Below are 17604 nucleotides of genomic sequence, written 5' to 3'. Positions count from 1 at the left end.
TCGCCTTTCTCAGGTTCGACGACCAACCCTACTTCTCCGGCGCAGTCGCCGGCGCCGTGTAGCGCCTCCGCACGGCGTCGATGACCAGCTTGCGGCTCTCCTCGGCAGACAACGCCTTGTCCTTCTCCGCCTGTGCCGTCTCGCGGGCAAGCTCCTTGTCCCTGATCTGCTGGCGGAACCATTTGGAGTAATCGCCGGCGCGCAGGTGATATTCCCAGGTCTTGTCGTCGATGCCTTCCGCCATCTGCGCGAAGATGATGAGGTTATGGGCTCTGAGGTTCATCGCCTTCCTTGGCCCGGTAAAATAGAAGCTACCCGCCTCGTCGAGTTCGCCCTCGGCATATTTGCGACTGTGCCTCTTCAGCGACTGGGCGGGCTCGATGGCCTTGACCGTAGACGGCTTCTTGCCGTCATGCGGCCGCCAGAACAGCACGCGGTCGCCCTTGGGCGATGGAATGTTCTTGGGCGCCTGGAGCCCGGTTTCCTTGCAGAAGGTCTTGATGACGCCCTTGGCCTTGGGCCCGAGCGCGATCACCGCCGTCACCAGGCGCAAGGCATCGGTGGAAATCGCTTCGGGATGGACGGTGATCAGCACCGTGCCGGGCAGCTCGATCGAAAGTACGGATCGCGTATCTCCGCGGCGCTTGGGCATCAAATGATGCGCCTCGTCGATGACCAGCCAGTGCGGCCTTGCCGTCCGGTAACGGACATTGCCGAGGCCGGGCAGCAGTTCGGCGAAGAAACCGGGACGCTCATCGACCTTCAGCGCCAGCCCGTTGACCACGACATTGTTTTGCGGCTTTTCGAGCAGTTCCAGCAGTTGCTCCTTGTTCGGCGCGGTCGAGCCATTGCCGAGCGGAACCGCGCCCTTCAGCCCGTCATAGTCGCCTTCGGGATCGAATATGCAGAACTGCAGCCCCTTCTCGACCAACCGCTCGGTGAGTGCCGTGGCCAGGGTCGATTTGCCGATGCCCGAACTGCCGGCAATCAGCACCGTCTCTGTCGGCGACAGGTAAATCTCCTTGCCGCGCGAAGTCCCGAGCAGCACACCGCGCGAGCGCCTCCTGGCAATCAGGTGGTCGTGCTTGATCAGTTTGCGGATCAGTTCCTCGACGCCCTTGCCGCGCACCTCCTTGGTGAGGAGGTCGGCGGTTTCCTTGACAGCGGGCAATGCGTTGGCCACCGCGACGCTGCAGCCGGAAGCCCTGAGGAAGGCATGGTCGTTTTCGGCGTCGCCGACGCCCACGACATTGTGCGGCGACAGCTTCAGGTCTTCGAGCGCGGCCACTAGCCCGGTCGCCTTGTTGATGCCGGAAGGCAGGATCATCACCGCGCCCTTGTTGAAGATGATCTCAAGTTCCAGCCCGAGCTTCTTGATGACGTCGAGCACGGTAGCCTGGTGCGGCTCCCAGGTGGCGACGATCGAGCGCCCGACCGAGAGCGGCTTCACGCCGCGCTTCTTCAGCCTGTCGACGAGATCCGTGGAAGGCGAGGGCGAGATCGTGCGCTCTTCCTCGCTGGCCGGCGTGTAGATCAGCGCGCCGTTCTCCGCCACGACCTTGTCGAACAGGGAGATTTCCGGAAACACCTCCTTCAGATCGGGCAGTTCGCGCCCCGTCACCAGGATCAGCTTGCGCCCGGATTTCTTCAGCTTCTCCAGCGCCGAGATCGTGCTCGCAGTGACCAGCCCATCATGCGCCAGCGTGCCGTCATAGTCGGTGGCCAATGCCATGAAATACATCGGTTGAGCCTCTCCGCTGGCTGTCGCGCCATCCTGCCGGCGGAACCGGCCTGGCGAACAACAACGCCTGTCGGCGGAAAAGGTTTGGCGCACATCCGATTTCAGCCGCCGTCGCCGTCCCTCATCGAAAGCGGCATGCCTCGCCCGCGTCTTGGGAACTCGTGCTTTGCGATGATGTGCTGCCGCGAAAGATCGAACAGCACCCCAGCGTTCGTTGCTCGCCTCCATTGGTGCGCGAACACGCGCGATTGGCTTCAGCCGGACCGCCGATCAGGGCGGCAGCGTAGATGAATTCACCGGTCTGTACGACGATCCAACCCGGCTCTTCCTTCGGTGAACTGAAGCGCAGGCCCTCGCTGACCCATTCTACGCTGACCGCCATCTAACCCACCTGTTATCGCCGGCTGTCCAGCGGGCCGACCAGCGCCCTCGGGAGACACCCTCGCTTCAGTGGCTCTCGAAGGTGAGCACGGTGTTCTCGAAACGCCGCGCCGCTAGGTCGGCCGGACGGATCCAGTATTGCGCCGCGCCGGCGTCGCCCATGTGCCAGTCGAGCGCATTGTCCCAGCGAAGCTGGAGCAGAAGGATGTGCTCGGGCGCCATCAACTCGGCCGCGTCTTGGATGGCGACGCCGCGGCCCAGCATCTGGTGCTGTGCGTATGAGCCGTTCTTGCTGAAGTCTGGGTCGCGCAGCACGCTGTGCCGGTAGCGGAGCGCCTCGACGACAGCGTCGGGCAGCTGCGCGATCCCGTCCGGATCGGTGAGCGCGCTTTCGGCGCCTTCAACCGCCGCCCTCGCGATCCACTCGTTCAGCACCATAGGCAGGCGCTTGTGCATATAGTGGCGCTCGAGCACACCTTCCGGCAGCGCGCCGGCGCGCAACTCCTCGAGTAGCGCAAGGAGTTCGGTCCGCTGGTTCTCGTCGAGCGCATTGCCACGCTGAGCCTCTCCGGTCGTTGCCAGCTGAAAAATCCGCCAGTGGTCCTTTTCGAATTGCGCGTAGCGTTCGAGCAGGGCGGAGAGTCGCGACCCCTCCGGGTCCTCGAACCTCGCCGGCAGGGTGTCGAGCCGAGCCTTGATCCCGATGGTCTCCTCCTTGATGTATGACTTCAGGTAACCGAGCAGGACATCCGCCGTCCGGCGGTTGGTCGGAAAACCCTCGAACGGGATCCAGAGCCGGTCCGTTGGCTTGGCGTGCGCGGAGAGTGCGTCGTTCCAGGAGACTGGCGCGCCGTGAAACGCGACGAGCTGCTGGCGGCGGCGCTGCTTGGCGACCTCCCATGGGAAGCCGTCGCCGGCATCCGGATCGCCTTCCTCCACCTCGGCGACGTCCTCCAACCAGCCGAGCTCGATCTCGATGCGCGGATAGAAGCGTGGATAGACCTTCTCCGGCTTGTCGTGCCAGGTCAGCCAGGGATATCGGTAGCGGGCGTTCTCGGCGCCGTCGATCGGCTCCAGAAATCCGGGATTGTGCTGAGGACCCCAGTCCTTTCGGGCCTTTCCCTCGACGTAGCGGACGACGAAATGGCTCGCATCGCCGTCGAAATTGCCCGACATCGGCGCGAAGAAATAAAGATAGCCGTGCGCGGGGAGCAGCGAGCGTGCCGGCCCGTCGGGCAGCGCGCCGAGGTCGACTTGGCCCATGAAGGTGAGCGGCTCCAGCAGCCCCTTGCGGTTGTGGATCATCGGCCAGTCCAGATCGTCGGGCGCCAGCGGCACGCTGCCGAAAAAGCTCATCGAGCGCTGCGGGTGGCGCGGCGGGAAGACGTGGCGGATGGCAAGGCAGGCGCGCGCGGCGAGCGCGATCGCCGCACGGCCGGCATCGCTGGTGGGCGGTGCCTTGCGCTCGACATGCGCGCGGATTTTCGCCCTGTGGGCATCGTCGGAGCGTTTGGCCCGCGCCTGGGACTCCGCCACCATCTGTGCGGCGACGTCGCGGCCGGCAGCCTTGGTGCGCCGGCGAGCGAGGTCCGCGGCAGGGCGAGCCTGCCCGGCCGAGCGGGCATTCTCGCAGGAATCCGCCGGCTCGCGTTTCGCTCGAGCCTTACGCAGGCTGCGGCGAGCCCGAAGAAACGCCAGGCCGATCCCTGCTATCGGGATGAGAAGCAGGAGCGTTCGGCGCAGGAGAAGCGGCTCGATCATCGCGCCGTTCCATGTCTCGACGCCGGCCAGCAGCATTATCATCGCGAATACCGCGACTAACAACGTGGCGACGAAGGTAAGGATGGTATCGAGCATTTGTGTCCCCGCCACGAGCTGTCGCGTCGAAAGTGACCCCGCACCGAAGATCGTATGGCTGCGACGGCAAGTCCAGCCTGTCGCACTCGACCGGATTCGTTACCGCCCAAACCGGGGGTGGTCATGTTACGACCATGCCTCCGCCCAACCTGATGTCTGCTCTTGAAGATGTTGTTTTGTTAATGAAAAGCTAATTGGCTGGGGCGCCAGGATTCGAACCTGGGAATGTCGGTACCAAAAACCGATGCCTTACCACTTGGCGACGCCCCAGCAGGCGGGGTATGCCGCGCTGCGCGCGGCCTTATAGGACGGGTCGGAGCAAAGCTCAATGCCGGAAGATCAACTAAAATCGGCAGCGACGCGGGCCGCGATTCCGGCCAGTTCTATCGCCGGCAGTAGAGCGCAGCCGCACGCCGCGCGGCGGCTTCGCTGCAGTGCCGGCACGGCAGCGGTTCAAGCTCAGGCTCTCGGGAAGCAGGCGATGCATCCCCACCTACGCTTGGGCCACGCGCGCGCGGCAATCTTCCAGAACGGCAGCGAGCGTCTCTTCGAAAGAATATTGTGGGGCCCAGCCAAGCAGGGTCCGGGCGCGGCTCGCATCGCCGACGATGCAGGGCAGGTCACTTGGCCGCATCCGCAAGGGATCTTGCTCCACGACGATCTTGACGCTGCTGCGGGCCAGCAGCAGGTCGAGAATGTCGCCCATCCGCCAGGAAACGCCGGATGCAACATTGAAGATTGTGTTCGGCGCAAGATCGCGGCTGCGCAGGACCGCGCGCGCATAGGCATCGGCGATATCGCGCGCGTCCAGGAAATCGCGCCTTGCGTCGAGATTGCCGACGCGGATGACCGGCGCAGCCAGTCCTGCTTCAATCCGCGCGATCTGCATGGCGAAGGCCGGCACCGCGAATGCCCCGGTCTGGCCTGGCCCCGTATGGTTGAAAGGACGCATCCGAACGCATTTCAACCCCCGGTATGACAGCGCGCCGAGCGCGAGGTCGGCCGCGGCCTTGGTCGCGGCGTAGTCGTCGATAGGGGCAAGCAGCGTGCTTTCGTCGAGCGGTCGCCCGGTCTTTGCGCTTTCGCCATAGACCAGACCCGATCCGACATGGATCAGCCAGGCCTCCGGCGCCTTGTCGAGGACGGCATTGGCCACGTTGAGCGCGCCGTCCACGTGGATGCGCCAGGTGTTCCGGGGATCCGCCTGAGCGGCGTCGAGGGCAGCGAGCGCCGCCAGATGGACGACATGCGTCGGCCGGTGGCGGGCAATGGCGTCCTTGACGGCGGCCGGGTCTGTCACGTCCAGTTCGTCGACCTCGCCGAATACGGGATGCGGACCGCCATATTTGGAGGTGGCGGCAATGGCAATGTCGTCGCCGCAAACGCTGCGCAACGCGTCGTAGACATAAGGGCCGACGAAACCGTTGGCGCCGGTCAGGAAAACGCGCACGGGCGCCTCACGAGCCATGACGGACCATCCGCATGCGGATGCGTGTCGGAACGCGGTGCATCAAGTCATCGGCCCGTACAAGCAAGAGTTTCCTTTCAACGCTTTGCGGCCGCGTGGCGCGCAAGATCCGCGTCCACCATTTCGCGGATCATCTCTTCCAGGGAGATCGTCGCTTCCCATCCGAGCTTCGCCTTTGCCTTGGCCGGATTACCGAGCAGGATTTCGACTTCCGCCGGCCTGAACAGGTCGGGGTCGATGACAAGATGGTCGTCCATCTGCAACCCGACATGCTCGAAGGCGATCCTGCACATGTCGCGCACCGTCGTCGTCCGGCCGGTGGCGACCACATAATCGTCGGGCTGGTCCTGCTGCAACATCAGCCACATGGCACGGACATAATCCCTGGAGTGGCCCCAGTCGCGCCTGGCGTCGATGTTGCCCAGGCGCAATTCCCTCGCCGACCCCATCTTGATTCGCGCGACGGCGTCGGTGACTTTGCGTGTCACGAATTCGATGCCGCGAAGCGGCGATTCGTGATTGAACAGGATGCCGCTCGAAGCGTGCAGGCCGAAGCTCTCGCGATAATTGACGGTAATCCAGTGGCCGTAGGCCTTGGCCACCGCATAGGGCGAGCGGGGATGGAAAGGCGTGGTCTCCGACTGCGTCGGCTCCTGGATAAGGCCGTACATCTCCGATGACGAAGCCTGGTAGAAACGCGCCTCGGCGCTTTCGATACGCAGCGCCTCCAGCACATTGGTGACGCCGATGCCGGTGACGCTGCCCGTTAGTATCGGCTGCTGCCATGACGATTTGACGAAAGACTGCGCGGCAAGATTGTAGACCTCGTCCGGCCTTACGTCGCGCATTGTTCGGGTCAGGCCCGACAGGTCCGTGATGTCGCCATCCACGATCCGCACGTCGTTCTCGATGCCCAGCCATTTCAGCCGCATCGTGTTGACGTCGGCTGTGCTCGACCGTCTCGCCAGGCCGTGGACCTCATAACCCTTCGAAAGCAGGAGCTCGGCCAGATAGGCGCCATCCTGCCCGGTAATGCCGGTTATCAATGCTGTCTTTGTCATCAATCAATGGTCTCGGTGATCGAGCGAGATGCGGGGCGCTAGTCCCCATCGTTGCTGGGCTCCAAGCCTGCGGCAACCGCCGGCACCGCTGTCATTATACGGCCTCGGCCCCATCCGCCAGTGCGGTGTCGCGCGCCCGTTCCAGCGTCATTGCCACGATTTCGGTCGCCCTGTCATGGCTGGCGGCCTCGGCGTAGCAGCGAAATTCGGGAGCGTTGCCGGAAGGCCGCATATGGATGATCTCGCCGCTGGTCATTCGCGCCCTGAGACCGTCGGTCTCGTCTATGTCCGCCACCATGCCGAAGGGCGCCAGGAACCGCTGCAACGCGTCGCGATCGGCAAGCTTGCGCATCAGGCCGCGCGATGTCTCGACCGGGAAGTTCTCGAGCCGCTCGCTGGCGCAGACCGGAAGATTCCAGGTTTCACGCAGGCTGGAGAGCGTTTTGCCGGCCGATGCCATCGTGCCCAGCACGGCCAGGATCGGCAAGAATGAATCCCGCGTCGGCAACGCCGACAATATTCCGCCGTTCACCAGGCAGTCGGATCCCAGCAGAACCCCGCCATTGGCTTCGAAGCCGACGACGATGCCGCCTGCCTGCCGCGCGGCGTTCATTCCCTCTATGACGAAAGGGGACCCGACCTTCGTTCTCCTGACGCTGAACCCGAAAGCCTCGGATATGCCCGAATTGGAGGTGACCGGCGTCACCACGACATCGGCCTTGAGGAAGAGCGCCGTGGCCAGCCCGATCAGGTCACCGCGGAACAACTCGCCATTCTCATCAATGACAAGCGGGCGGTCGGCATCGGCATCGGCCGAGACCACCGCGTCGAATTTGAACTCGCGCACCCAGTCCTGCACCTTCGCCAGGGTTTCCTGGCCGACGGCCTCGGTATCGACAGGTACGAAAGTGTCTGTCTTGCCGACGGGGGTAACTTCGGCGCCGCAGGATCGCAGGACCTCGACCAGCAATTCGGCCGCGACGGTGCTGTGCTGGTAGACGCCGAGCCTCATTCCGGAAAGGGTGCCAGGAGGCAGAATTGCCCCGACACGGTCTCGGAAGGCCGCGAGCGCCTGTTCGTGGCCGGCCTGCCAGTCTCCACGCGCCGGCGGCCATGGATATTGATCCGACAGCTCAGCGACAGAAAGGGTGATCGCGGCCTCGTCCGCCTTGTCGATCTCGCCCTTCGATCCATAGAACTTGATGCCGTTGCGGTCGGCAGGGATATGGGAGCCGGTCACCATCAGCGCCGCGGCGTCGTGCCGGCGGGCATAAAAGGCAAGCGCCGGTGTGGGGATCGGACCGCAATCGACCGGCTGGAAGCCGGATGCGGCCAGCGCCGCCATGCAGTCCTGCGCGATTGCCGGGCTGCTGTCGCGCAAGTCCCGCCCCACGAAGACCTTGCCTTGCTCAAATCCGGTCGCCCGCAAGCGCCGGGCGAAGCCCTCAGTGTAAAGTCCGCTTGCCCTTCCGACCAATTCGGAAGCCAGACCTCGAACGCCGCTTGACCCGAATTTCATCAGCCTGCTTTTGCTTTTGGAAGATCGCCGCTGTTTGTTGGAGCGAGCCGAGCCTGGCTGTCAACAGCAAAAAAACCTCGAAATCCGCGTCTTTTCTAATATCCCCACACCGCCAGTTCGTTGCCGGCCGGATCGGTGAAATGAAACCGTCGACCGCCGGGGAAGGAAAAGATCGGCTTGACGACGGTCCCTCCGGCGCTCTCGACCGCGTCCAGTGTTTCCTCGAGGTTTTCGGAGTAGAGCACGGGCAGCGGTTTGGCCGGCGCTTCCCCGGCATCGGCCTGGAAACCGCCGTCGAGCCCTTCGGCGAAAGCGGAATAGGTCGGGCCGTAGTCGGTGAACGACCATGAAAAGGCGGCGCTGTAGAAGGATTTGACGCTGTCCAGCGTGCCGCCTGTCGCCGGCAGCTCCAGATAGTCGAGTTTTCCGTTGAGTTTCATCACGCTACTCCACTATGTTCCGGTTATGTTCTATAGCGCGCTATACTCTCCGGCAAGTCTTTTTGACGCAGCTTTTGCTTAATCGATTGTAGTGCCTGCAAGCGCCGGCCGGTGCCTTGCCTTTCGCATTGCAGCATCCTATCGCTCGGGCAGGGGAAGGCGGGGAACCGGGCCACGGTCCGGAGGTTTCTATCTTCCACGAACTGGAGGGCAAGCATGACCAAGTGGGTTTACACCTTCGGCGACGGCGCCGCCGAAGGCCGTGCCGGCGACCGCAATCTTCTCGGCGGCAAGGGTGCCAATCTGGCCGAGATGTGCAGCCTCGGCCTGCCGGTGCCGCCCGGTTTCACCATCACCACGGAAGTCTGCAACGCCTATTATGCCAATGGCCGCACCTATCCGGCCGCGCTCGAGGAGAGCGTGCTGTCGGCGCTCGACCACATCGGCGCGCTCACCGGCCGCCGCTTCGGCGATCCGTCGAAGCTGCTTCTGGTCTCCGTGCGCTCCGGCGCCCGGGCGTCGATGCCCGGCATGATGGACACGGTGCTCAATCTCGGCCTCAACGACGAGACGGTCGAGGCCCTGGCCGCCGATTCCGGTGATGCCCGCTTCGCCTATGACAGCTATCGCCGCTTCATCCAGATGTATTCGGACGTGGTCATGGGCCTCGATCACGAAGTGTTCGAGGAAATCCTCGAGGACCAGAAGGCCAGCCTCGGCCACGAGCTCGACACCGAGCTGACGGCCGCGGAATGGCAGGGCGTCATTTCGCTCTACAAGGCCAAGGTCGAGGAAGAGCTCGGCAAGCCGTTCCCGCAGGACCCCCACGAGCAGCTCTGGGGGGCGATCGGCGCCGTGTTCTCGAGCTGGATGAACAGCCGCGCCATCACCTATCGCCGCCTGCACGACATCCCGGAAAGCTGGGGCACGGCGGTCAACGTCCAGGCCATGGTGTTCGGCAATATGGGCGACACCTCCGCGACCGGCGTCGCCTTCACCCGCAATCCCTCGACGGGCGACAGGCAGCTCTATGGCGAATTCCTGGTCAACGCGCAGGGCGAGGACGTGGTGGCCGGCATCCGCACGCCGCAGAACATTACCGAGGCGGCGCGCATTGCCGCCGGCTCCGACAAGCCGTCGCTTCAGAAGCTGATGCCTGACGCGTTCCAGGCCTTCGTCGACATCTCCGACCGGCTGGAAAAGCACTACCGCGACATGCAGGACCTCGAATTCACCATCGAGCGCGGCAAATTGTGGATGCTGCAGACCCGCTCCGGCAAGCGCACCGCCAAGGCGGCGCTGAAGATCGCCGTCGACATGGCGAGGGACGGCCTGATCACCAAGGAGGAGGCTGTCGCCCGCATCGATCCGGCCTCGCTCGACCAGCTGCTGCACCCGACCATCGATCCGAAGGCGGCGCGCGATGTCATCGGCATGGGCCTGCCGGCCTCGCCCGGCGCCGCCACGGGCGAGATCGTCTTCGCGTCCGCCGACGCGGAGGACGCCAGGGCTCAGGGACGCAAGGTGATCCTGGTGCGCATCGAGACCAGCCCGGAGGACATACACGGTATGCACGCCGCCGAAGGCATCCTCACCACGCGTGGCGGCATGACCAGCCACGCCGCGGTGGTGGCGCGCGGCATGGGCAAGCCCTGCGTGTCGGGCGCCGGCTCGCTGCGTGTCGACTACAAGGCCGGCACGCTGGTCTCGATGGGCCAGACCTTCCGCAAGGGCGACATCATCACCATCGATGGCGGCAACGGCCAAGTGCTGAAGGGCGCCGTCGCCATGTTGCAGCCGGAACTTTCCGGCGATTTCGCCGCCATCATGGAATGGGCGGACGCCGCGCGCCGCATGAAGGTGCGCACCAACGCCGAGACGCCGCTCGACGCGCGCATGGCGCGCTCCTTCGGCGCCGAGGGCATCGGGCTTTGCCGCACCGAGCACATGTTCTTCGACGGCGCCCGCATCGTCGCCATGCGCGAGATGATCCTGGCCGACACCGAAAAGGACAGGCGCGCCGCGCTCGATAAGCTCTTGCCGATGCAGCGCTCGGACTTCCTCGAGCTGTTCGAGATCATGGCCGGCCTGCCGGTGACGATCCGCCTGCTCGACCCGCCGCTGCACGAATTCCTGCCCAAGACAGAGGACGAACTCGCCGAGGTCGCTTCGGCGATGAACGTCTCGGCCGACAAGCTGAGGCAGCGCACCGAGGCGCTGCACGAGTTCAACCCGATGCTCGGCCATCGCGGCTGCCGGCTCGCCGTCTCCTATCCGGAGATCGCCGAGATGCAGGCGCGCGCCATCTTCGAGGCGGCCGTCGAGGCCGGACGCAAGGCCGGCGCGTTGGTGGTGCCGGAAATCATGGTGCCGCTGGTGGGACTGGTGAAGGAGCTGGAATACGTCAAGGCGCGCATCGACGCGGTGGCGCAAAGCGTCATGCAGGAGACCGGCACTAAGATCGACTACCTCACCGGCACGATGATCGAATTGCCGCGCGCGGCGATCCGCGCCCATGTCATTGCCGAAGCCGCCGAATTCTTCTCCTTCGGCACCAACGACCTCACCCAGACGACCTTCGGCATCTCGCGCGACGACGCGGCGTCCTTCCTCGAAACCTACCGGCAAAAGGGCATCATCGAGCAGGATCCGTTCGTGTCGCTCGATGTCGATGGCGTCGGCGAACTGGTGCGGATCGCGGCTGAAAAGGGCAAGACGACGCGGCCCGGCATCAAGCTCGGCATCTGCGGCGAGCACGGCGGCGATCCGGCTTCGATCCGCTTCTGCGAGGAAGTCGGGCTCGATTATGTATCGTGCTCGCCCTACCGTGTGCCGATCGCCAGGCTGGCGGCCGCGCAGGCGGCCGTGGCCGCGGCGAAAAGCGCCGCCAAACGCGCCTGAGGGCCATTCCGGGAGCCGCAGCCCAGGGGGCCTTACGGTTTTGTATGGAATGTCACGCGAACGTGCGCGTGACGGCCCTGAATCTCGACACCGTTTCGAGGGAGTTTCCGACACCAAACTTTTTGGTGTCAGAAACCCATGTTGCAGATTGCCCCTACTGCTTTCCGGTCGATCCTTATTCTGCAGACCAAATTCATCGGCGACATCGTGCTTGCCTCGGCGCTGGCGAACAACCTGCAGCTCGCATATCCGGGCGTCGGGATCGTGTTTCTTTGTGAAACGCATTTGGCCGGCTTCCTGACGGCTCACGGCATTGCCGCCGAGGCCATCCCCCTCAGCCGTTCCAGGATGCGTGGCACTCCGTTCGAGCGCGGACGCGAGCTCTTCCGCGTGGTGCGGGAATTGCGGCGGCGTCGCTTCGACATGACCATCGACATCACCGACTCGAAAACCTCGCGCTTCATTTCCGGACTGGTCAATGCTCCGGTCCGGATCGGCTATTCTCCGACGCAGCGGCCTCTGCGCTGGCACGAACGCCAGCCCGCCAATATCAGGATGAAGCCCTTCGGATTTGGCAAAAAACACTTTCTCTACCGCTATCTGTCTCCGCTGGAGGCGCTCGGCGTCGACCTGCGCGTCAAGGCCCCGGCCATTCGACCGCTGCCCTTCGAGACGACGCGCGCCCTGGCTTTGCTGGCCCGGCATCGCATCCTCCCAAACGCCTTTGTCGCGGTCCATGCCGGAGCAAGTTTCGCTGGCCGCCGCTGGCAGCCGGAGCGCTTTGCCGAGGCAATCGACAGGATTGCCGGCGAGACAGGCTTGCGTGTGGTCCTGGTCGGCGGCCCGGACGAAAGCGAAGCGACCGACAGGATCCTGGCCGCGGCGAAGACGCCTGTCGTCAATCTGGCGGGCGCGCTGCGGCTGGAAACCCTGCTTGCGCTGCTCAAGGAGGCGCGGCTGTTTCTCGGCAACGAAAGCGGGCCGATGCATATGGCGGCCGCAGCCGGTACGCCGGTTGTCGGCCTGTTCGGCCTGACCAATCCGGTCCGCTGGGCGCCGGTCGGCGTGCCCAGCATCTCGTTGCGGCCATCCATGCCCTGCGACTGCGTCGGCGGCGACCTGTGCCGCCGGACGGATCCGAGCAAGGCCTGCTGCGTCTGGCGCATGAAGGTCGATCCGGTGGTTGACGCGGTGCTGGAGCTCCTGGCGCGCACCGAAATGGTGCTCGAAGCCGCGGTCTGATATCGGCGGGAGATTTCGCACCGTCCGTCGGCTACATTGCAAAGCAACAAAATGCAGGCTCACCACCTCCATGAAGTGGTGAAGCTCTCAGCCGACACGTGCGAGTCAACTCTGGTCCACGACCTTATCGTCTTGTATATGAGGGCCACGTGAAACATGCGCGTGGCGGCCCCAGATGTCGACGTCTCAACCCAGTTCTGGTGCCCGGACACGGATGTTGCAGGGCCCCTTCGCAGGCGTCCGCTCGATCCTGATTCTGCAAACGAAATACATCGGCGATCTGGTTCTTGCCTCGACGCTGGCGAAGAATCTGCGGATCGCCTATCCGGAGGCCAGAATAGTCTTCCTGTGCGAGGCTCGTTTCGCAGGCTTCCTGACGGCGCACGGGATCGCCGATGAGACCGTCGCTTTCAAGCGCTCGAGCGCGCGTGGCACGGTATTGCAGCGCGGCCTTGAACTTTACCAAGTGCTGCGAAAGCTGCGCCGGCTTGCCTTCGATATGACCATCGACCTGACCGATTCAAAGACGACGCACTTCGTCGCCATGGCTCTCAACGCCAGGATCCGGGTGGGCTATTTTCCGACCGAGCGGCGATTGCGCCGATTCGAGCGCCAATCCGCCAATGTCCGGGCCAAGCCCTTCGGCTATGGCGAGAGACATTTTCTCTATCGTTATCTTTCCCCGCTCGAGGCGCTCGGGGTGGATCTGCGCGTGCGATTTCCCTCGATCGAGCCGCTGCCGTCGGAAACCGCGCGGGTCCTGACGTTGCTGGATAGCTTCGGTCTACGGCGCAAAGCCTTTCTGGTTGTGCATGCCGGAGCAAGCTTCCCGGGACGCCGATGGCAGCCCGAACGCTTCGCCGCGGTCATCGACACGATTGTCAGCGAAACCGGTCTCTCCGTCGTCCTGGTCGGCGGTCCCGACGAAACCGAGGCCAACGACCAGATCATGGCCACGGTCAAGACGCCGGTCGTCAACCTGGTAGGAGCGCTATCGCTCGAAACGCTGCTGGCGCTGCTCAAGGAGGCGCGGCTCTTCCTCGGCAATGAAAGCGGCCCGATGCATATGGCCGCAGCAGCCGGCACGCCGGTCGTCGGCCTATATGGCCTGACCAACCCGATCGCATGGGGGCCGGTCGGTGTACCCAATATCGCACTGCGGCCATCCATGCCTTGCCAGTGCGTGGCCGCCGACTTGTGCCACCGGACCAATCCAGGCAAGGCATTTTGCGTCTGGCGCCTGGAAGTGGATGCGGTCGCCGATGCCGTGCGCGAGCTTCTGGCGCGGACGGAGACGGCCCCCGAAACCGCGATGTAAGGCCAAGCAACTTTTCGCGACTGCCGCTGTTTGCGCTGTTTGCCGTCCCGATTTTCGCCTAGATGCCGGTCTTGTTGAGGCGAGTTTTTGTTTGCGCGGCACGGCGACTGCCGAAAGCGCCGGCTTGGAATGGATGATGGGTCTGCTTCGAAACTCTCTTTGTGCGATGGCGTTGTCGCTGTTCGCGACGTCGCCCGGCAATTCAGCCACCCTGGTCGAGCCGACGCTGCATCTGAAGCCGCAAGCCGCGGAAGGGGGCGGGCGAGTCGCCCTGACGCTCGATGCTTGCGGGGGGAAGACCGACACCCGAATTCTTTCGGCGCTTGTCGACAACAGGATACCGGCGACCATCTTCGTTACCGGCATCTGGCTCAAGCACAATGCCGCGGCCGTCGAGATCATGCGGGCCCATCCTGATCTGTTCGAATTGGAAAACCATGGCGGCCGCCACATTCCGGCGGTCGATACGCCGCGGAAGATTTACGGCATAAGCAGCGCCGGCAGCCCGGACGCCGTGCAGGCCGAGGTTGAATCCGGCGCCGCAGCGCTCGCCAGCGCGGGCGGGCCGGCGCCCAAATGGTTTCGCGGCGCCACCGCGGAATACAGCCCATCGGCGATCGCCATGATCCGCAAGCTGGGCTTCAAGATCGCCGGCTTCTCGGTCAATGGCGACGGCGGCTCGCTGCTCGGCGCCAAGGAAACGGCACGCCGCATCGGCGCCGCCAAGGACGGCGACGTCATCATCGCCCACATCAACCAGCCGAGCCATGCGGCCGGCGAGGGCGTGGTTCAGGGGCTGTTGGCCTTGAAGCAGAAAGGCATGACCTTCGTGCGCCTCGACGATGCCGACGATATAGGCAACGACGGCACCACCGAGTGATCGGTGGCCACCTCCAGCGGCCAATAAAACTCAGCCTGGTTCGGCTTCGACCGTCACTTTGCTCGTGTAGAACGCGGCGTGATTGCGGATCTCGGTCATCTCGTCGAACGGCTGCTCGTAAGCCCACATGGCGTTCGTGCCGGCTTCGCCGGCCGCCTGGACGCTCCAGTAGCTGGCATCGCCCTTGTACGGGCAATGCGTTGAGTGCTCAGTGCCGGAGAGCTTGCTGAAATCGATGTCGTCGAATGGGATGTAGAAGGCGGCCGGATAAGGCGGCTCCGAAAGCACCTTGGCCCGGGTGGATCTGGCGATGACGGTATCGCCGGCGCGCACGGTGACGCTGCCGCGATAGGGCTCGACCGTGATCACCTTGTCGGGATTGCGCTGGAAGCCGGGGGCCGGGTTGGCGAGCTTGTCCATGAATGGTCTCCTGGAGCAATTGCAGGAAAAGTGCGAAGCGGTTTTCCGTCCGGAATTGCGTCAAAACAAAGAGAGAGCGTTTCGTCGTTTCCGCGAAACGTTCTCGGGAAGACTTAGATGTGTCGGCCAAGCGCGTCGCGCAAGCGCTCGCCACGCGCTGCGTCATCACCATTCATTGAACTTCCCTTTTCCAGCCGTCAGGCGGCTGTCTTGAAGGCGTCCATGAGGCCGGCATAGGCGGCGGCAATGCCGGCCACCGGATTGGTGCTTCTTGCCGCGGTTTCGACCTTGAGCGCGCCGCCGCTGGTCGGCAGCGTCAGCAGCAGGAACTGGCGGTTACCCGCATCGCCGATGCAGGCGGCGGCGACATGCTCGCCGTTCTCGCCGTTTTCAACGCGCATCTTGAACAGCAGCGTTCCGCCGACGGCTTCAAGCGCGCCGCCGACGACTTCGGCAAATTCATCTTCCGAAACGGTTTTGATGTCCGGCGTCAGATCGTCCAGACTTTCGGCAAGCGTGCTTTCGAGGGTTTTTTCGTCGAGCTGCGCGTCCATGCGAACCACTCCATTCGCCAATCTCACCCAGCCCGTTAACGAACTTAACGCCGAGGATGGCCGGATTATGGCGGTTTTCCTGGTTCTTCGATCCATCCACCGGCTTCGACTTATGGCGGCTGGACAATCCGCCGGTTCCTTCCACAATGTGCGGAACAAACGACGCGAATGCGCAAAGGGGAGGAATAGATGCTCGGATTGATGCAGGAATGGCCGCTGCTTTGCCATAAGCTGATCGACCATGCCGAACGCCAGCACGGCAGCCGCGAGGTCGTGTCGCGTTCGATCGAAGGCCCGATCGTGCGCACGACCTTCGCCGAAATCCATCACCGGTCGCTCAAGGTGGCGCAGCGGCTGGAGCGTGACGGCTTCAGGCTCGGCGATCGCATCGCGACCCTTGCCTGGAACACCGCCCGCCATATCGAGGCCTGGTACGGCATCATGGGCATCGGCGCGATCTACCACACGCTGAACCCGAGGCTGTTTCCAGAGCAGATCGCCTGGATCATGAACAATGCCGAGGATAAGGCGATCTTCGTCGATCTGACCTTCGTGCCGCTCCTGGAAAAGATCGCCGGCGCGGTCCGGTCGCTGCGGCGGGTGATCGTGCTGACCGACCGGGCGCATATGCCGCAAACCTCGCTGGCGAATGCCGTCGCCTATGAGGAATGGCTGGCCGAGGCCGATGGCGACTTCGCCTGGAAAACCTTCGACGAGAATACCGCCGCCGGCATGTGCTACACTTCGGGCACGACGGGCGACCCGAAAGGCGTGCTTTACAGCCACCGCTCCAACGTCCTTCACGCCATGATCGCCGCCATGCCCGACGCCATGGGCCTATCCAGCCGGGATGTGATCCTGCCTGTCGTGCCGATGTTTCACGCCAATGCCTGGGGGCTCGGCCAGAGCGGACCGATGATCGGCGCCAAGCTGGTGATGCCCGGCTGCAAGATGGATGGCGCTTCGATCTACGAACTGCTCGACACGGAAAAGGTGACGTTCAGCGCCGCCGTGCCGACCGTCTGGATGATGTTGATGCAATATCTGGAGGAGACCGGCAAGAAGCTGCCTCATCTGAAGAAGGTGGTCATCGGCGGTTCGTCCTGTCCGCGCGCCATCACCGCCAAGTTCCAGGACAATTACGATTTGCAGGTGGTGCATGCCTGGGGCATGACTGAGATGTCGCCGCTCGGCACGCTCTGCACGCTGAAGCCGCAATATGAGACGCTGACCGGCGAGGCTCGGCTCGATGTCCAGGGCAAGCAGGGTTTTCCGCCCTTCGGCGTCGAGATGAAAGTGACCGACGACGACGACAACGCGCTGCCTTGGGACGGCAAGACCTTCGGACATCTCAAAGTGCGTGGCCCGGCGGTGGCTCGCGCCTATTATGGCGGCGTCGGCGGCGAGCAGTTCGATGCCGATGGCTGGTTCGACACCGGCGATGTCGCCCATATCGACGCCAGCGGCTATATGCAGATCACCGACCGGGCCAAGGATGTCATCAAGTCCGGCGGCGAATGGATATCGACCATCGACCTGGAGAATCTCGCCGTCAGCCACCCGGACGTGGCGGAGGCGGCGGCGATCGGCATCCCGCATTCCAAATGGGGCGAGCGGCCCTTGCTCGTTGTCGTTCGCAAGCCCGGCCGGGAGCCGAGCAAGGGCGACATCCTTACCTTCATGAGCGGCAAGGTGGCGAAATGGTGGATGCCCGACGACGTCGCCTTCGTCGGCGAAATTCCGCACACCGCCACGGGCAAGATTCAGAAGACCAGCCTGCGCGACCAGTTCAAGGATTATCGCCTGCCGACGGATTGACGAA

The 17604-nt window shown here is 63.9% G+C and carries 14 protein-coding genes and 1 tRNA gene; 5 read left to right on the top strand and 10 right to left on the bottom strand.

Annotation, left to right across the window (positions count from 1 at the left end):
- Window positions 1-28: 28 nt before the first annotated feature.
- The 8 genes from CK230_RS06305 to CK230_RS06275 all read right to left on the bottom strand — a co-directional run bounded on the left by CK230_RS06305 (window position 29) and on the right by CK230_RS06275 (window position 8467).
- Window positions 29-1741 carry an HAD family hydrolase gene (locus CK230_RS06305; RefSeq protein WP_095816293.1) on the bottom strand — a complete coding sequence of 571 codons (1713 nt, stop codon included), beginning with the start codon at window positions 1739-1741 and terminating at the stop codon, window positions 29-31.
- Between the two features lie 121 nt (window positions 1742-1862).
- On the bottom strand, window positions 1863-2123 hold the full coding sequence (locus tag CK230_RS32355; protein WP_141245999.1) for a hypothetical protein: 261 nt from the start codon (window positions 2121-2123) through the stop codon (window positions 1863-1865).
- Between the two features lie 65 nt (window positions 2124-2188).
- Entirely contained in the window at window positions 2189-3979 is a 1791-nt protein-coding gene (locus CK230_RS06300) for a DUF1963 domain-containing protein (RefSeq protein ID WP_095816292.1), read from the bottom strand.
- Between the two features lie 195 nt (window positions 3980-4174).
- Window positions 4175-4249 (bottom strand) — tRNA-Gln (locus CK230_RS06295).
- Between the two features lie 223 nt (window positions 4250-4472).
- Complete coding sequence (locus CK230_RS06290; RefSeq protein WP_095816291.1) at window positions 4473-5447, bottom strand: GDP-mannose 4,6-dehydratase; 975 nt, start codon at window positions 5445-5447, stop codon at window positions 4473-4475.
- A gap of 77 nt (window positions 5448-5524) precedes the next feature.
- Window positions 5525-6508, bottom strand: coding sequence for a GDP-mannose 4,6-dehydratase (gene gmd / locus CK230_RS06285; RefSeq protein WP_095816290.1), 984 nt, complete (start codon window positions 6506-6508; stop codon window positions 5525-5527).
- A 94-nt stretch (window positions 6509-6602) separates the two neighbouring features.
- The gene (locus CK230_RS06280) at window positions 6603-8027 is read right to left on the bottom strand and encodes a phosphomannomutase (protein ID WP_095816289.1); all 1425 of its coding nucleotides are present in this window, start codon (window positions 8025-8027) and stop codon (window positions 6603-6605) included.
- Window positions 8028-8122: 95 nt separating this feature from the next.
- On the bottom strand, window positions 8123-8467 hold the full coding sequence (locus tag CK230_RS06275; protein WP_095816288.1) for a VOC family protein: 345 nt from the start codon (window positions 8465-8467) through the stop codon (window positions 8123-8125).
- 216 nt (window positions 8468-8683) lie between these two features.
- On the opposite strand from CK230_RS06275, the gene ppdK reads away from it, so the two are divergent.
- The 4 genes from ppdK (at window position 8684) to CK230_RS06250 (ending at window position 14808) form a co-directional block, all read left to right on the top strand.
- Window positions 8684-11368: a pyruvate, phosphate dikinase gene (gene ppdK / locus CK230_RS06265; RefSeq protein WP_095816286.1), complete on the top strand. Its 2685-nt coding sequence runs from the start codon at window positions 8684-8686 to the stop codon at window positions 11366-11368.
- Window positions 11369-11506: 138 nt separating this feature from the next.
- On the top strand, window positions 11507-12610 hold the full coding sequence (locus CK230_RS06260; RefSeq protein ID WP_095816285.1) for a glycosyltransferase family 9 protein: 1104 nt from the start codon (window positions 11507-11509) through the stop codon (window positions 12608-12610).
- Between the two features lie 214 nt (window positions 12611-12824).
- Entirely contained in the window at window positions 12825-13928 is a 1104-nt protein-coding gene (locus CK230_RS06255; RefSeq protein ID WP_095816284.1) for a glycosyltransferase family 9 protein, read from the top strand.
- 136 nt (window positions 13929-14064) lie between these two features.
- Entirely contained in the window at window positions 14065-14808 is a 744-nt protein-coding gene (locus CK230_RS06250; protein ID WP_095816462.1) for a polysaccharide deacetylase family protein, read from the top strand.
- Between the two features lie 30 nt (window positions 14809-14838).
- On the opposite strand, the gene CK230_RS06245 is transcribed toward CK230_RS06250, so the two are convergent.
- Both CK230_RS06245 and CK230_RS06240 read right to left on the bottom strand, forming a co-directional pair.
- A complete protein-coding gene (locus CK230_RS06245) occupies window positions 14839-15228 on the bottom strand; it encodes a DUF427 domain-containing protein (RefSeq protein WP_095816283.1) in 390 nt (129 codons plus the stop codon).
- 197 nt (window positions 15229-15425) lie between these two features.
- Window positions 15426-15782 carry a hypothetical protein gene (locus tag CK230_RS06240; protein ID WP_095816282.1) on the bottom strand — a complete coding sequence of 119 codons (357 nt, stop codon included), beginning with the start codon at window positions 15780-15782 and terminating at the stop codon, window positions 15426-15428.
- Between the two features lie 189 nt (window positions 15783-15971).
- Between CK230_RS06240 and CK230_RS06235 the strand changes: the two genes are divergently transcribed.
- Window positions 15972-17600, top strand: a complete 1629-nt coding sequence (locus CK230_RS06235; protein WP_095816281.1) for a fatty-acid--CoA ligase — start codon at window positions 15972-15974, stop codon at window positions 17598-17600.
- Window positions 17601-17604: the final 4 nt, after the last annotated feature.

This window comes from Mesorhizobium sp. WSM3859 (genome assembly GCF_002295065.1).
Lineage (GTDB): Bacteria > Pseudomonadota > Alphaproteobacteria > Rhizobiales > Rhizobiaceae > Mesorhizobium.
This window is presented reverse-complemented; position numbering and strand designations above follow the sequence as displayed.

What these genes read in the sequence shown, in the direction of transcription:
- CK230_RS06305 (WP_095816293.1), bottom strand. Translation starts at nt 1,741, where the DNA reads ATGTATTTCATGGCATTGGCCACCGACTATGACGGCACGCTGGCGCAT.
- CK230_RS32355 (WP_141245999.1), bottom strand. Translation starts at nt 2,123, where the DNA reads ATGGCGGTCAGCGTAGAATGGGTCAGCGAGGGCCTGCGCTTCAGTTCA.
- CK230_RS06300 (WP_095816292.1), bottom strand. Translation starts at nt 3,979, where the DNA reads ATGCTCGATACCATCCTTACCTTCGTCGCCACGTTGTTAGTCGCGGTA.
- CK230_RS06290 (WP_095816291.1), bottom strand. Translation starts at nt 5,447, where the DNA reads ATGGCTCGTGAGGCGCCCGTGCGCGTTTTCCTGACCGGCGCCAACGGT.
- gmd (WP_095816290.1), bottom strand. Translation starts at nt 6,508, where the DNA reads ATGACAAAGACAGCATTGATAACCGGCATTACCGGGCAGGATGGCGCC.
- CK230_RS06280 (WP_095816289.1), bottom strand. Translation starts at nt 8,027, where the DNA reads ATGAAATTCGGGTCAAGCGGCGTTCGAGGTCTGGCTTCCGAATTGGTC.
- CK230_RS06275 (WP_095816288.1), bottom strand. Translation starts at nt 8,467, where the DNA reads ATGAAACTCAACGGAAAACTCGACTATCTGGAGCTGCCGGCGACAGGC.
- ppdK (WP_095816286.1), top strand. Translation starts at nt 8,684, where the DNA reads ATGACCAAGTGGGTTTACACCTTCGGCGACGGCGCCGCCGAAGGCCGT.
- CK230_RS06260 (WP_095816285.1), top strand. Translation starts at nt 11,507, where the DNA reads ATGTTGCAGATTGCCCCTACTGCTTTCCGGTCGATCCTTATTCTGCAG.
- CK230_RS06255 (WP_095816284.1), top strand. Translation starts at nt 12,825, where the DNA reads ATGTTGCAGGGCCCCTTCGCAGGCGTCCGCTCGATCCTGATTCTGCAA.
- CK230_RS06250 (WP_095816462.1), top strand. Translation starts at nt 14,065, where the DNA reads ATGGGTCTGCTTCGAAACTCTCTTTGTGCGATGGCGTTGTCGCTGTTC.
- CK230_RS06245 (WP_095816283.1), bottom strand. Translation starts at nt 15,228, where the DNA reads ATGGACAAGCTCGCCAACCCGGCCCCCGGCTTCCAGCGCAATCCCGAC.
- CK230_RS06240 (WP_095816282.1), bottom strand. Translation starts at nt 15,782, where the DNA reads ATGGACGCGCAGCTCGACGAAAAAACCCTCGAAAGCACGCTTGCCGAA.
- CK230_RS06235 (WP_095816281.1), top strand. Translation starts at nt 15,972, where the DNA reads ATGCTCGGATTGATGCAGGAATGGCCGCTGCTTTGCCATAAGCTGATC.